General features: G+C 63.9%; 13 protein-coding genes and 1 other RNA gene. 8 read left to right on the top strand and 6 right to left on the bottom strand.

Annotation, left to right across the window (positions count from 1 at the left end):
- Window positions 1–274: 274 nt before the first annotated feature.
- The 3 genes from B9D87_RS25815 to B9D87_RS25805 all read right to left on the bottom strand — a co-directional run bounded on the left by B9D87_RS25815 (window position 275) and on the right by B9D87_RS25805 (window position 5,472).
- Window positions 275–3,211, bottom strand: coding sequence for an MMPL/RND family transporter (locus B9D87_RS25815; RefSeq protein WP_007772820.1), 2,937 nt, complete (start codon window positions 3,209–3,211; stop codon window positions 275–277).
- Window positions 3,208–3,630 (bottom strand): MmpS family transport accessory protein, encoded by a 423-nt coding sequence (locus B9D87_RS25810; protein WP_174320945.1) that lies wholly within the window; start codon window positions 3,628–3,630, stop codon window positions 3,208–3,210. Before B9D87_RS25810 ends, B9D87_RS25815 begins: the two co-directional genes overlap by 4 nt.
- Before the next feature lie 1,251 nt (window positions 3,631–4,881).
- Window positions 4,882–5,472, bottom strand: coding sequence for a TetR/AcrR family transcriptional regulator (locus B9D87_RS25805; protein ID WP_238553465.1), 591 nt, complete (start codon window positions 5,470–5,472; stop codon window positions 4,882–4,884).
- Between the two features lie 140 nt (window positions 5,473–5,612).
- Between B9D87_RS25805 and B9D87_RS25800 the strand changes: the two genes are divergently transcribed.
- The 4 genes from B9D87_RS25800 to B9D87_RS25785 are packed head-to-tail and all read left to right on the top strand — an operon-like array spanning window position 5,613 to window position 8,570.
- Window positions 5,613–6,182, top strand: a complete 570-nt coding sequence (locus tag B9D87_RS25800) for a carboxymuconolactone decarboxylase family protein (protein ID WP_007772823.1) — start codon at window positions 5,613–5,615, stop codon at window positions 6,180–6,182.
- A 17-nt stretch (window positions 6,183–6,199) separates the two neighbouring features.
- On the top strand, window positions 6,200–6,769 hold the full coding sequence (locus tag B9D87_RS25795) for a carboxymuconolactone decarboxylase family protein (RefSeq protein WP_254425545.1): 570 nt from the start codon (window positions 6,200–6,202) through the stop codon (window positions 6,767–6,769).
- A 38-nt stretch (window positions 6,770–6,807) separates the two neighbouring features.
- Window positions 6,808–7,791: a hypothetical protein gene (locus tag B9D87_RS25790; RefSeq protein WP_007772825.1), complete on the top strand. Its 984-nt coding sequence runs from the start codon at window positions 6,808–6,810 to the stop codon at window positions 7,789–7,791.
- Entirely contained in the window at window positions 7,788–8,570 is a 783-nt protein-coding gene (locus B9D87_RS25785; protein ID WP_007772826.1) for an alpha/beta fold hydrolase, read from the top strand. Before B9D87_RS25790 ends, B9D87_RS25785 begins: the two co-directional genes overlap by 4 nt.
- Window positions 8,571–8,624: 54 nt before the next feature.
- Here the strand turns inward: B9D87_RS25785 and B9D87_RS25780 are convergent, their stop codons facing one another.
- A complete protein-coding gene (locus B9D87_RS25780; protein ID WP_007772828.1) occupies window positions 8,625–9,095 on the bottom strand; it encodes a MarR family winged helix-turn-helix transcriptional regulator in 471 nt (156 codons plus the stop codon).
- A 104-nt stretch (window positions 9,096–9,199) separates the two neighbouring features.
- Between B9D87_RS25780 and B9D87_RS25775 the strand changes: the two genes are divergently transcribed.
- The 3 genes from B9D87_RS25775 to leuD are packed head-to-tail and all read left to right on the top strand — an operon-like array spanning window position 9,200 to window position 12,200.
- Complete coding sequence (locus B9D87_RS25775; protein ID WP_040631038.1) at window positions 9,200–10,105, top strand: isocitrate lyase/PEP mutase family protein; 906 nt, start codon at window positions 9,200–9,202, stop codon at window positions 10,103–10,105.
- Window positions 10,105–11,508 (top strand): 3-isopropylmalate dehydratase large subunit, encoded by a 1,404-nt coding sequence (locus tag B9D87_RS25770; RefSeq protein ID WP_007772830.1) that lies wholly within the window; start codon window positions 10,105–10,107, stop codon window positions 11,506–11,508. The genes B9D87_RS25775 and B9D87_RS25770 overlap by 1 nt, the downstream gene beginning before the upstream one ends.
- On the top strand, window positions 11,505–12,200 hold the full coding sequence (gene leuD, locus B9D87_RS25765) for a 3-isopropylmalate dehydratase small subunit (RefSeq protein ID WP_080598591.1): 696 nt from the start codon (window positions 11,505–11,507) through the stop codon (window positions 12,198–12,200). Before B9D87_RS25770 ends, leuD begins: the two co-directional genes overlap by 4 nt.
- On the opposite strand, the gene B9D87_RS25760 is transcribed toward leuD, so the two are convergent.
- On the bottom strand, window positions 12,101–13,153 hold the full coding sequence (locus tag B9D87_RS25760; RefSeq protein WP_040631042.1) for an aldo/keto reductase: 1,053 nt from the start codon (window positions 13,151–13,153) through the stop codon (window positions 12,101–12,103). The genes leuD and B9D87_RS25760 overlap by 100 nt on opposite strands.
- Before the next feature lie 134 nt (window positions 13,154–13,287).
- On the opposite strand from B9D87_RS25760, the gene B9D87_RS25755 reads away from it, so the two are divergent.
- Complete coding sequence (locus B9D87_RS25755; RefSeq protein ID WP_040630892.1) at window positions 13,288–14,127, top strand: helix-turn-helix transcriptional regulator; 840 nt, start codon at window positions 13,288–13,290, stop codon at window positions 14,125–14,127.
- Window positions 14,128–14,142: 15 nt separating this feature from the next.
- Here B9D87_RS25755 and ssrA read toward each other — a convergent pair.
- Window positions 14,143–14,510: a transfer-messenger RNA gene (gene ssrA / locus B9D87_RS25750) on the bottom strand.
- Between the last annotated feature and the right edge of the window lie 52 nt (window positions 14,511–14,562).

Here is a 14,562-nt window from a genome sequence, read left to right as displayed (position 1 = left end):
TCCGAATCAGGGCTATAGCGCGTACCCTGAGCGGTATGGCCAGGACCAAGGTCTGCATACATTGCGGCCATACGTTCGATCCGGATGACCGGCCGCGTGACCTGTCCGATCCGGAATGGCTTCCGGCCGCATCAGTCTATTGTTCGCATGATTGTAGTGACCGGTTCCATTGCGATATGGGGCATTGCTGCTCGGCCCACGCGAAGGAAAAGGCTCGGCGCGAGGCCGCCAAGGCGGCGCGGTAGCCGAGACAATCCGCACTCGGCGACGCCCGCTACGTCTGCGGATCCGGCGGGGCCCCGTGCCGCGGGTGGTACAACAGGGCACGAACCAACGGGCGCGGCCCCACCGACCGAAGCATCTGACTGGCCGGGCGGACGCGTACCCGCTTCGGCCACCAGAACCAGCGCCCCATCACCGTCATGATCGATGGTGTGATGAGCGATCGGACGACGAAGGTGTCGAACAGCAGACCGATGCCGATCGTCGTGCCGAATTGGCCGATCGCCCGCAGGTCGCTGGTGATCATCGTGGCCATGGTGACGGCGAAGACCACACCGGCGGCAGTCACCACCGGCCCGGTCACGCCCATGCCGCGGATGAGTCCCGTTTTCAGGCCGGCTCCGATCTCCTCCTCGATTCGGGACACCAACATCAGGTTGTAGTCGGAACCCACGGCCAAGAGCACGATCAACGCGAATTCGGTTGCCACCCAGTGCAGCTGGAAGTTCCCAAGGTGCTGCCAGATCAGGGTCGAAAACCCGAAGGCGGCCCCCAACGACAGCACGATGGTGCCGACGATGACACCCGCTGCGACCAAAGCGCGGGTGACGATCACCATGATGATGAAGATGAGCACGATGGAGGCCACGCCGGCGATCATCAGGTCGAACTTGGCGCCGTTGGCGATGTCGTAAAACGTTGCGGCCGTACCGCCGAGGTAGATGTCGGCGTTCTCCAGCGAGGTGAGCTTCAGCGCCTCCTTGGCCGCTTGGCGTTCCTGATCGACAGATGCGATCCCCTTTGTCGTCGCCGGATCCACCGCGTGAGTGATGATGAAACGGGCGGCCTTGCCGTCGGGCGACACCATCAGGCTCAACCCCAGCAGGAAGTCGGGGTTCTGGAAGATCTCAGGTGGCAGGTAGAACAGGCTCTCCACCTGAGAGTCGTTGAACGACTTGCCCATCACGGCGTTCGTGTCGGTCAGCCGGTCGAACTGATCGATCAGACTGTCGAACGTGCTGTAGATGGTCAGCGTCGTATCCCGGATCGACTTGGAGACCGCGATGTTCTCGGGAATGATCGCCAGCAATTCGCGCGTGGCCTTGGCCGTGTCGGTGAGGTCGCCGGTGAGGGCGTGGAATTTTTCGGCGAGCTTGTCGAACCCGTCCAGCGCGTCGAACAGGCTTCGTAATGACCAGCAGATCGGGATGTCGTAGCAGTGCTTCTCCCAATAGAAGTAGCTGCGAATCGGTCGCCAGAAGTCGTCGAAATCCGCGATGTGGTCCCGGATTTCGTCCGTGATGGCCGCCGTCTCCGCCGTGGTTTTCGAGCTGTCGTCCGCGGCGTTTGCGAGCTTCTGGGTCACCGCGTACTGGCGCTCCAACAGCGCGATCTGAGTGTCGAGGAAACCGGTGATCTTCTTGATGTCGCCGACACGGTCCTTCAGGTAGTTCAGGTTGCTGCGGATCGGCGCGCTTTGCACGCTGAGCTGGAATGGAACTGATCCATCTTGAATCGGTGGGCCCAGAGGTCTGGTGATGCTCTGCACCCGTTCGATGCCGGGGACCCGGAAGATGGCGCCGGCGATCTTGTCCAGGACCAGCATGTCTCTGGGATTGCGCAGATCGTGGTCCGATTCGATCATCAGCAGGTCCGGGTTCAAACGCGCCTGGGTGAAGTGTTGATCGGCCGCGGTGTACGCCTTCACTGACGATGCGCTCTCCGGCAGGTAGTACAGGTCGTTGTAGCGCGGAGTGAAGCCCATCAAGCCAATTGCGCCGACGATCGCCAGGATGACGGAGGTAGCGAGGATGGGCGCGGGCCACCGCACGATGGCCGTCGCCAAACGGCGCCACCGGGTGTAGTTGAACTCGCGCTTCGGGTCGAACAGGCCGAAGCCGCTTGCGAACGCGATCAGCGCCGGCGTCAGCGTGACCCCGGCGGCCACCACCACGAGCAGGCCCACTGCGCACGGAAACGCCAGCGAACTGAAGTACGGCAGCCGGGTGAATTTCAGACAGGCCAGCGCCCCGACGATCGTCAGACCCGAGCCCAGCACCACCTTGGTGACTCCGGCGAACGTGTCGTAGTAGGCCGCTTCGCGGTCCAGGCCTCGTTCGCGGCCTTCCTGGTAGCGGCCGACCATGAATATCGCGTAGTCGGTACCCGCCGCGATGGCCAGTGCCGTCAGCAAGTTGACGGCGAAGGTCGACAGCCCCATGATGCCGGTCTCGCCCAGCAGCGCTACCACGCCGCGGCCGGTGGCCAGTCCGACGAACAGGATGACCATCGTCAGCAGCACCGTGCCGATGGATCGATAGACGAACATCAGCATGATCGCGATGATGATGATGGTGATGATCGTCATCTTGGCCAGGCTCGCGTCGCCGACAACAATCGTGTCGGCGGTCAGGGCTCCCTGGCCGGCGACATAGGCCTTCACCCCGGCCGGGGGCTTCGAGTCCGCGACTATTTTACGAACGGCGGCAACGGATTTGTCGCCGACGGCACCGCCCTGGTCACCGCGCAGGTTGACCTGGACATAGGCGGCCTTGTGGTCGTAGCTCTCGACACCGGAGGCCGTGAATCGCTGCCCCCAGAAATTCAGCGCATGCTCGACGTGTTCGTGGTCCTGCTGCAGCTTGTTGACCAGATCGTCGTAGAACCGGTGCGCGTCCTCGCCGAGCGGTTTGTCACCGACCAGCGTCACCAGCACGAGGTTGTCGGAGTCGTACTCCTTGAATTTCTGCCCGATGTGCTTCATCCCGGTCACCGACGGTGCGTCGGACGGCGAGAGCGGCACCGAGACCTCCTCGGCAACCTTCTCCAACTGCGGGACGAAGACGTTGACGCCCACCGCGATCAGCAGCCAGATCACGATGATCGGCAGCGCCAGCACGCGCATGGTGCGGGCGATCCGCGGTTTGTGCTCAACGGTGGTGGGTTGCGCGACGGGGATTCTGTCGGTGTCGCTCGTGTCGTCGCTCACGCGGACTTGTCCAAGCAGGAAACCTGCGCGTCCCGGGTGTTGACCTGCTGTTGATCGACCAACTTGCCGTCCACGGTGATGCGGCAACCGATGGACGGACTGTCACCCTGGGCGACGACGTAGGCGAAGATGCCGGGCATCTGGGCGACGATCGTCTTCGACCACGGCAGGGTGGTGAAGCTCGCCTTCTGCGGTAGCGACTCCGCATCCATCCAGTTGACGACGCCGGTTGTGCCGGGCGGTCCCAGGATTTCGTAGATGGCTGTCTTGGCCGCGTACGGAGGGGTCGCATCCCGGGGATCGGGCTTGGGCAGGCCCGGTCCCGGGAAAACGCCATTGAGTCGCACCACTGCGACACCGCCGACGATCAGCGCCACGGCCACAACCAGCGGAACCCACGCCCGCTTGAGAAGCGTCAACACCGTGCCCCCAGATTAGGAATGCTCGACGAGCTGATATTAAGCCATCTTTTCGCGTGCGCCACGGCTAGGCGAACGCCATCGTCGCCGGGTTGATTCCCGGGGTGGCCGCCAGACCGATGCAGCAACAGCAGCGGCCCACATAAAACATCTCGTGCGCCGTCTCCGTCTCGCGTCGCCAAACTACCCGGTTGCAAGTGTTTTTCGCCTTTTTGTCGATCGCGTGAACGCTTACTGCGGCGGCGAGAATTAAGTCGCGCCCGAGAGCCGTCCGCGAAGACGTATGCAGGCGAATTACAACAAGCCGAGTTCTCGCACGCGGCTGACCGCTACGCTGCGGTGCTCAACGCGGAGCTCGCGGTACAAGGCGCGCTGGTTCTCGTCTGACGTTGTGCGGGTGCCGCATGTTCAATAGTCCGGCTGCCGAAAATCGAAACCGACCCAGTACCAGAGCTTTTGGCTTCCGAACTGCCGATTCACTACGATTCGTTGCCGCTCGGCGCATTGCCCGGAGCCGCCGGGCTCGTGGGACTCGTGGGGGTTGCAGAACTTGTTGTGGTCGCGGGACTGGTTGTGGTCGCGGGACTGGTTGTGGTCGCGCGACTAGTCGGACTCGTAGGCCTCGTCGGAGTGGTCGGGCTCGTCGGAGTGGTCGGGCTCGTCGGAGTCGTGGGCGTCGTACTCGCAAGGCCCGGGCCTTCGCCGCACCAGTCCGCCACGTCTTTCGGATACTGCTCGAGGGGAGGGGGACAACGTTGCCCCGGCGGGAAATTAGCTCCGGCGTTGAGCAGATCGCAGGGCACGTACACCTGCTTGCCCTTGGGGGTGTTGGTCAGACACTTCGTCGGCGGCTCGCCATGGGCCTCGATGGGAATGATGGCCGCCGCCACCACCGCCACCGCACCGAGCGCCCAAGCAAAACGGCGATAGGTCATCAGAGCTCCTTGCGATGCGGTCTCGGGCGTGCACAACGCGACATGGCCGTCGTATGACGATTAAAGCCGGTCACCCCAGGGATAAGCCAACCACAGATCTGGCTTTGAGCAGCACAGTCTGCACTGGAGTTGCCGGGAATGGAACCCCTCCGCCCCTACCTGGCCGTTTGCCCTGCGAACTGTCGGTTCGGACTTCTCGTTCGCGTTCAGTCAGTGCGCTACTTGCGGGTTCGTTTCGGGTCTTGACAGCGACACCGGCGGCCTTCGGCTGCTGTGCAGGCCAGCGGTGCCACGGCACTTTGTAAGGCGCCGATGATCATGACTTTGATGCCTCTTGGTTTGCGACGAAATGGCGGCCGAAAACGCTTTCGACCGTCCGGGGTATGTGCTTGGCAGCTGGCGGTCCGCCCAGGGCCAGCTGCATCAAGTAGCCAGGCAGAACGCACAACAGCGAGTCGGTCAGTACCCCCTCGTCGTTGCCCGGGCCATTCGACGTGCCCAGTAGCCGCGTTGCGGCCCCGATCGCATCGCGTAGTCGCTGAGCCAGCGTGGCGTTGCGCATCGCTTCCGACCAGACGAGTAGCGCGATCGCCGCGAATCCATCCTCGGAGTGACGGGCTGTGACGAATTTGAGGACGGCAGCGATAGCCGCGTCGGCGGTCAAGCCATCCTCGACCGACTTCTGCATGACGCCGACAACCTGATCGAGGTTCTCTGCGGCGATCGCCTCGATCACGGCGCCCTTACTCGAAAAGTAGCGATACACCGCGCCCGAAGAGACACCAGCCTCATCGACAAGATCCTGCATCGAGGTGCCGTGGAAGCCGTCACGGACGAAGCATCTGCGTGCCGCGGCGAGGATGTGCGCTCGCCGCTCGGCACGGTACTCCGCTGACACCTTCGGCATGTCCACACTATATCTCAAAGAACATGAACGTTCGCGTTTGACAGCAAGGCCGGCTACAGGTCATCATAAAAACATGAGCGTCCGTTCTCTTTAGCATCTACCGCCATCCTGGCGGGTGACGTCGAGAAGGAGATAAATCGATGAGTGACAACGCCGACTTCGGCACCTTCGGCCGGTTTGTGGAGACACCGGTGGACGCGATGTCGGTCGACATGAAAGAGGCCTACGACTTCACTCAAGCGCTACGGGGTCTGGTGCCGGGCCCGCACAGGATCTGGCTGGCCAATCCCAAACTGTCCAAGACAATCGTGCCGACCGGGGCCTACTACCAACGCGAATCGACACTGACCAAAGCAGAGATCGAGATCGCGACCAACCTGGTATGCGCGCGGTGGCGCAGCGCGTACGCGAGCTATGAACACGAGATCATCGGCGAGCGGGACGGCCACCTCGAGGCACGTTCCGTCGAAGCCTTGATCTCCGGGTTGCCCACATCCTTCGACGACCCGCGCCAGCAGGTGGTCTACGAGCTCGCCTCGGCGCTGGTTGGCCAGCGGGTGATCCCGACGGGGCTGTACCGGCGCGCCAAGGAGCTACTGGGCGACGCCGGCATCGTCGACGTCGCAGTGCTGCTTGGCTGGTTCACCATGGTCAGCATGACGCTCGCGGCGTTCGACGTGCCCGCTAACGCAACGGGTTTGGATCAGTGAGCGCGAAGGATTACGGGTTGGGCGGACGACTGGCGCTGGCCGAACGCGATGAGTTGAGCGTGGCACAACGCGGCCTCTTCGACCACATCTCAAACACCGCCGTACGCTGGGCCCAACGCAGCGGCTTCGCCGCGACCACCCCGGACGGTCGGCTCATCGGCCCCTTCAACCCCAGCTTGCTCAGCCCCGCCCTGGCCATGGCATTCCTGCAACTGCAGGAGGCCGAGCAACAGCACACCTCTCTCGACGAGCGGGTCCGCCAGGTGGTCATCTTGACCGTCGGCGCAGTGTGGCAGGCGCCGTACGAGCTTTATGCGCACAGCGCGGTCGCGCGGCACGCCGGTCTGTCGGAGGCCGTGATCGCCGAACTGACACGCGGTAGTGAGCCCGAAGAACTGTCCGACGCGCAGACCGCGGCTCACCGCTTGGCCCGCCAACTGTCCACCGGCCACCGCGTCGATCAAGCAGTGTACGACCACGCCGAGCAGATCTTCGGCGCTGCAGGAGTTTTCGACATTACCGTGCTGACCGGTATCTATCACACGGTCTGCGCGATCCTGGCCGCGTTTGCAATTCCCGCCCCGTGACGGCGTCGCACGGGCCCACGCCGAGAGGAGATTAGAACATGCCGATCGCACCTCTGCCGTCGGTCACGCTGACACCCGTGGCCTACTTCCCGAAGAACTATTTTCTGGAGAACCTCGCGGTGCGCACTGACGGCTCCACTTTGATCACCGCGGTGCTGCAGAAAGAACTCTGGTATGTCCCGCCCGCACACCTCGGCTCGACAGTTGGCCCTGTTCTGGTGCATCGCTTCGACCACCCCGTGACCGGGATCGTCGAGATTGCCCCGGATGTGTTCGTCGTGAGCCTCACCGAGGCCTACACCACCCACGAATCCTCGCTCGTGCAAGTCGATCTCACCGACTGGAGGCCTGGCCAACCGGTCACCGCGAAGACCATCTACCGGTTCGACGACCGCGCTCGCGGACTCAATGGCACCTGCGTTCTCGGGCAGGGAGTGTTGGCGATCGCCGACTGCTTCGCCGGCCTGATTTGGCGGGTCGACCTTGCCGACGAGGCCCGTACAGCCAACGCGCGAGTGTGGCTGGCTCACGACACCATGGCTTTCGACCCGGACAGCGGCGTGCCACCGCCGCCGCAACCCGGCGTCAACGGTGTGCGCTACAGCCGCCGCACCGGCTACCTGTACTACACCTCCACAGCGCAGAAAGTGTTCATGCGCGTCCCGGTCAACCCCTCCACGCTGGAGGCGGACGGGCCGCCAGAGTTCGTCGCCGCGATCGACAATGCCGATGACTTCTGCCTCGACGACGAGACCGGGTTTGCCTACGTCACCCGCCACCGCGCCAACACCATCGACCGGGTGCCACTACATCCTCGTCACGGCAGCGAAGTCCGTCACCTCATCGGCGACCCGTTCGACGAAGCGCTCATCGGACCGTCGAGCGCGTCATGGGGACGTCTGCCGGCAGAACATGGCCGAGTTTTGTACGTCACCACCGACGGCGGCACGACCGCCCCTCCGAAGGGCATCGTTCGAAACGCGGCGCTGCTGCGCGTCGAACTGCATCGCGACCAATCATGATCCGGCACAGCGCAATCATCGACTCGGCTACGGCTTCTATCGAGACTTACGTCGACGGGCGCGGCCCAGCGCTAGTGATCGTCCCGTCCTACGGACGCGACGGCGGCACTGACTTCGAGGCACTGACCGACGTGCTCGTCGACGCCGGTTACCAAGTGCTGCGGCCCCAACCGCGCGGGGTCGCCCGCTCGGCCGGCCCAATGAGCGCGGTCACCTTTGAAGACATGGCGGGTGATATCGCTTGCGTGATCGACGAACTCGCCGACGGGCCGGCGGTGATACTGGGTCACGCATTCGGCAACTTCGTCGCCCGCGCAACGGCGGTGCACCATCCCGACAAGGTAGCCGCCGTCATCTTGGCGGCCGCGTCCGGGAAAACCGTTGCACCCGAAGTGGCTTCGGCTCCGATGCGTGCCGGTGACCTTTCCTTGCCGGATGCCGTCCGGATGGATGCGCTGCGCCTGGCGTTCTTCGCCCCAGAGCATGACGCCTCGCCGTGGTTGACGGGCTGGTACCCCGCGACCCTGGCGATGCAGGTCGACTGTGTCCAACGCACCGAAGTCGGCCGCTACTGGGGTGCCGGTGCTGCGCCGATTCTCGAGATCATTGCAGCGCTCGATCCGTTCCACATCGCTGCTGAATGGGGTGACTTGCGGGAGAGCTACGGTGACCGCGTTAGCACGACGATCATCGAGGGTGCCAGCCATGCGCTATTCCCCGAACAACCCCACGCTGTCGCCGAAGCCATAGTGGCTTACCTGCCCTCAGTTCTTCCCTAGGCCTGGGAATTTCGCCCCGCGCGGCAATGCGAGCCGCAGCGCCTAGCGCGTGGCTCAGCCTGCAGCCGTGTCCCCGCGATCGAGCTCGTCGCGATTGTCGAGGCCCTCGTAGGCCAGGCGGCTCATCAACTCTCCGGCCTGCTGCAGGATTTGCTGTTCACGCGGGCTCAGGGTGGTGTTGATGGTGTCACGCAGCCAATCGTCGCGCCGGCGTCGATCGTCGACGACCAGGCGGCGGCCGTCTTCAGTGAGCTCGATATGCACCCGCCGGGCATCGGTGGAGTCACGTTTACGGCTGATCAGCCCCGCCGCCTCGAGCGATCGCAGCGCCGCGGCGACGTTGGATGTCGTCATGACCAGGTCTTCGGCGAGTTGCCCCGGAGACACCGTTCCCCCGTGGCGCTCAATTGCGCCCAGTACCAACGCATCTGACAGCGCCACCGGACCGGTTTTCATCTCCCGGCGAATCCGGCGCTGCAGTGTCATCAGCTGGCGCCGCAGCCGCGACGCCTCCTCGTGTTCCATCTCGAATAACCCTAATCCCACCTTCGGTTAATCAACGCTGCATCTCGGCAATGTGTTGACAGCTATGATTTATAGCTATATAAGTTAGATAGGAGGTGGTGGAGATGACGCCCATAGATGACAAGCCGTCCCGACTCAAAGAACTGTTCCTGGGACCCGATCTGGTCGTGATGCCCGGCGTATACGATCCGATCAGCGCCAAACTGGCCCAGCAAGCCGGGTTTAGTGCGCTGCAGTGCAGCGGCCTGGGGATCGCCGCGGTGCACTACGGAGTCCCGGACTACTCCATCGCCTCTCTGGCCGAGATGGCCGGCGCGTGCGGCGTGATCGCCCGATCGGTCGACATTCCCGTGGTGGGTGACGCCGATACCGGATTCGGCAACGCGGTCAACACGTTCTTCACGGTGCAAACCTTCGAACGCCACGGCCTCGCGGGGGTCAACTTAGAAGACCAGGTCATGCCCAAACGGTGTGGTCACCTCGACGGCAAACACGTCATCGACCTGGACGAGGCGGTGGCCAAGATTCGTGCCGCCGCCGATGCCAGGTACAACCCGGACTTTGTCATCACCGCCCGTACCGACGCACTGGCGGTGGAGGGCATTGATGGGGTGATCGAGCGCGGCAACGCCTACCTCGATGCCGGCGCGACGCTGGTGTTCGTGGAGGGGTTGCACGCGCGGGAGGAGATCGTCGCCGCCGTTGCAGGTATCGACGGGCCGGTGGGGATCAACATCGTCGAGGGCGGCAAGTCGCCGACCCGCCTGACGTTCACCGAGCTGCAGACACTCGGCGTGGCCCGGGTCAGTCTGCCCGGCGTCCTGTTTGCCGCCGCGATCACCGGGATTACCGACGCACTCAAGCAGATTCGTGAAGATGACGGGACCTGGAATCTGGGTCCGCGCACGGCCAGCTTCGCCGACGTCCATGGCCTGGCAGGTACGCCGCTGGTCGCCGAGCTCGAGCAGCGCTACCTCGCCGGTCTCGTGCCCAACGGGGGGAGGCAGTGATGGCACCGCAACCGCGCACAGTCGTCGACAAGATCTGGGATGCCCACGCGGTATCCCAACTCGACGCCGACACGGCGCTGCTCTATATCGACCGGATCTTCCTGCACGAGAAGAGCGGCGCGTTCGCGCTCACCAGCCTGCACGACGCTCACCGACAGGTCTTTGACCCGCACACCGTATTCGGCACCATCGACCATTCGGTGGACACCCGACCCGGACGCACCGACACCAGTCCCGCCCCCGACAGTCAGAAATTCATTGAAGGATTCCGAGCCACCGCCGCAGAAGCGGGAATACCGATCTTCGACCTCGACGACGACCGCCAAGGAATTTGTCACGTCACCTTCCCCGAGCAGGGGCTAGTCCTGCCCGGCATGACGATGGTGTGCGCCGACAGCCACACCGGCACCAACGGAGGTCTCGGCGCACTGGCCTGGGGCGTCGGCGTGAGCACCTGCGAGACCGCCCTGGCCTCCCAGACGCTGGCCGTCAAACGGCCGAAGACCCTGCAGGCCCGCTTCACCGGATCGCTCGGCGATGGCGTCTACGCCAAAGACCTGATTCTGGCGCTCATCGCGACCATCGGCGCCGCAGGCGCCACCGGCTACGCCATCGAGTACACCGGGCCGATTATCGAATCGATGCCCATCGAAGGCCGAATGACGCTGTGCAACATGGCCGTCGAAGCCGGTGGGTTCACCGGCATCGTCTCCCCCGACGCCATCACCCTGGACTACCTCAAGACCAGGCCAGGAGCACTTACCGGTCGTGACTGGCAGCGCGCCGCCCGGCAATGGTTGGCGTTGGGCACCGACGCCGGGGCACGCTTCGACCGCACCGTTGACATCGACGTCACCGCCTTGACACCGCGGATCACCTGGGGCACCAGTCCCCAGCACTGCGTCGGCGTCGGCGCATCGGTACCGCATCCCGACACACTGGCCGATCCCGCCGGAGCCGCAAAAGCGCTCGCCTACATCGGCCTGACCCCCGGTACACCGATGACCGGTATACCGATCGACGCCGCCTTCATCGGATCCTGCACCAACGCACGGCTTTCCGATCTGCAAGCCGCGGCATCACTGCTGGCCGGACGCCACGTCGCCGACGGAGTCACCGCCATCTGCATCCCCGGGTCGAGCGCGGTCAAGCGCGCTGCCGAAGCCGAGGGCATCGACCGCATCTTCGTCGACGCCGGCTTTCAGTGGCGCGAATCAGGCTGCGGTTTCTGCTTCTTCGGCGGCGGCGAAGGCTTCCCGATCGGCGCGCGCGTGATCAGCTCCACCAACAGAAACTTCGAAGGTCGCCAAGGCCCCGGCGTGCGCACACACCTGGCCAGCCCCGCCACCGTCGCCGCCTCCGCACTCACCGGACACATCACCGATCCCAGGACCCTGCCATGATCGACCGATCACTAAGACACCTCGCCGGCGTGGTCGCGCCTCTGCTGCGCGACAACATCGACACCGACGTCATCGCACCTTCCCGCCTTCAGGTGACCGGCCTAGGCAAAACCGGATACGAATCGATCCTGTTCGGCAATTGGCGCTACGACGAAAATGGTTGCGAAAGTCCGGATTTCATCCTGAACCAGGCAGCTTACCGGACCGCGACCATACTTCTCACCGGCGCAAACTTCGGCTGCGGCAGCTCCCGAGAATCCGCCGTGTGGGCGCTACACGGATTCGGCATCAAAGCCATCATCGCCCCCAGCTTCGGGTCAATCTTCGCCGCCAACTGCTACCACAACACCATCTTGCCGCTGGCCCTCCCACCAGACGAACACGCCCGTCTGGTCGCCGAACTACACATCGACGCCGGCGAACCACCACAAGCAGAGATCGACCTCGAACACAGCCGCGTGCGCGCCACTGGAGGGCCCTGGCGCTCCTTCCCCATCGACGAACGGCCCCGCCAACTGCTTCTCGAGGGACTGGACGACATCGATGACAATCTGCGCCACCGCAAAAACATCGACGCCTACCGCGCCCGCGATCAACGGCTGCACCCCTGGCTATACCGACCCCCTGCGCCTGCCTGCGGGCTTCGAGGCCGGCGGCGCAGCCCGGGCTCAAGCAGGGCTGGAGGCCGGTAGGCCATGTCGAGGGTGCCGACATCGGTTCCAGGGGCCACGATGCCGTCGATTCGATCGAGGATGTCCTCAGTAAGGTCGACGTCGAGTCCGGCGAGCAGGTCCTCGAGATGCTCCATAGTGCGCGGCCCGATGATGGCGCTGCTGACCCCCGGGTGGGCGACGACGAACGCCATCGCCAGGCGGCGCAGTGGCAGTCCGACGTCGGCGGCCAAAGCGGTCAACTCTTCGACGGCGTCGAGTCGGCGTTCGTCACTGATGTGCTTGAAAAGCGCCGCGCGGCGCAGATCCGTCTGCTGCCCCTTCCGGACGCGACCGGTGAGCATTCCCTGCGCCAGCGGACTCCACACCAGGGCTCCCATGCCATAACGCTGGACAACGGGCAATACCTCGGCCTCGACGCCGCGATCGAGGATGGAGTACGGGGGTTGCTCGCAACGGAACCGTTCCAAGCCGCGCCGTTCAGCGACCCACTGAGCCTCCACCATGTCAGACGCAGGCATCGTCGAGGATCCGATGGCTCGCACCTTGCCGCAGCGGACCAAGTCCGTCAACACCGACAGCGTCTCCTCGATGTCAGTCTGCGGGTCGGGTCGGTGCAGCTGGTATACGTCGATGTAGTCAGACTGTAAGCGCCGCAACGATTTTTCGACGGAGGCCGTGATCCATGACCTGGAGTTGCCGCGCTGAATGGTCTCTTCGCCCCTGACAAGGTGCACTTTGGTCGCCACGATTACGTCGTCGCGCCGGCCCTTGAGCGCCTTACCGACAATCTCTTCGGACTCGCCGCCCGAGTACGCGGGCGCGGTGTCGATGACGTTGATCCCGGCGTCCAGCGCTCGATGGATGATGCGGATGCAGTCGTCATGATCGGTGTTCATCCCGCCAAACATCATGGCCCCCAAGGAATATGGGCTGACGTTGATTCCGGTTCGACCCAGCGTTCGATATTGCATGGCGGTGTTCTCCCATATGTCCGTTTCCGTCTGTACGGCCACTCTTGCGCCGAATCAGACGGTGCGACCAGGCCGCACTTAACCGGGGTCTGAGAGTCCCTGGTTAAACGCTAACCATCGATGACAATGGGGAGATGGAATCTGACGCGCTGGCTGAGTTCCTGCGGACCCGCCGAGCATCGATCAGCCCCGCCGACGTAGGACTCCCGCCGGGTGCACGGCGCCGCGCGGCCGGCCTGCGCCGCGAGGAGATAGCCCACTTGACCGGGATGTCGGTTGACTACTACAGCCGGCTTGAGCAGGCTCGAAGCACTCAGCCGTCGCTACAGATCGTGCGCGCGCTCGCACGCACACTTCGCCTCACCACTGACGAGACTGAGCACCTCTACCGACTCGCTGGACACGCGGTGCCGGATCGAACCGGGTGTTCACTTCATGTGCGGCCCGCACTGATGTACCTGCTCGATCAGATGACCGACGCGGCGGCCTTCGTCTGCTCGGACACCGAGATCGTGCTCGCGCAAAACGACATGGCCAAGCTCCTGATGGGCGACTTGGTCAGTGAAGAGCCAGGGCTGCAGGCGAGCATGTGCTGGCGGTGGTTCACCGATCCAGGTGCCCGCGAGGCGATACCGCCAGAAGAATGTGACCAACACAGCCGAAGCCGGGTCGCGGACTTACGCGCGGCGTGGGGCCGGCGGCGCCGCGACGCCGACATGTGTGAACTCGTCGACGGCCTGCTAAAGCACAGCGACGAGTTCCGCAAGTTGTGGGCCCGGCACGAGGTTGCGGTACGGCGCATGCAGCGCAAGACATTCCTCACCCGCGTCGGCCCGATCACGCTGGACTGCGAAGTACTGGCGACCACCGACGGTCAGTCACTGGTAATACTGACACCGCCCGCCGGCACATCGTCAGCAGACAAGCTGCGCCTGCTCGCTGTAGTGGGTCACCAGGCCGTTGCCAAGCACTGATGACCGCACATTCTGTAGTGGAGCTGCCGGGAATCGAACCCGGGTCCTACGGCATTCCCTCAAGACTTCTCCGTGCGCAGTTCGCTATGCCTCTACTCGGATCTCCTGGTCACGCGAACAAGCCAGGATGACGATCCCAGTCGCTGTTGGTGTCCCGATAAGTCCCGCGACCGGACTCATCGGTGGATCCCTCTAGCTGACGCCAGGGTCCGGGTCGAGGGCTTTCCCGGTCTGACGGACTAGCTGTCGCTTAGGCAGCGAGAGCGTAGTCGCGCTGATGTGAATCGGCGCTTATCTGTTTGCAACGACGCTTACGGTGGTCAGTTGCCTGCACCGGCACGCTTCCCTTGATTCGATGCGCGAAGTCGAAACCTTTCAGCCCCTCGCACCCCGCCGACTTTCGGCAGGAATATCAATGGTACCTGCCTAACAACC

This window comes from Mycobacterium colombiense CECT 3035, from assembly GCF_002105755.1.
Taxonomy (GTDB): Bacteria; Actinomycetota; Actinomycetes; order Mycobacteriales; family Mycobacteriaceae; genus Mycobacterium; species Mycobacterium colombiense.
The sequence above is the reverse complement of the archived record's forward strand: the minus strand, read 5'-3'. Positions and strand labels throughout refer to the sequence as shown.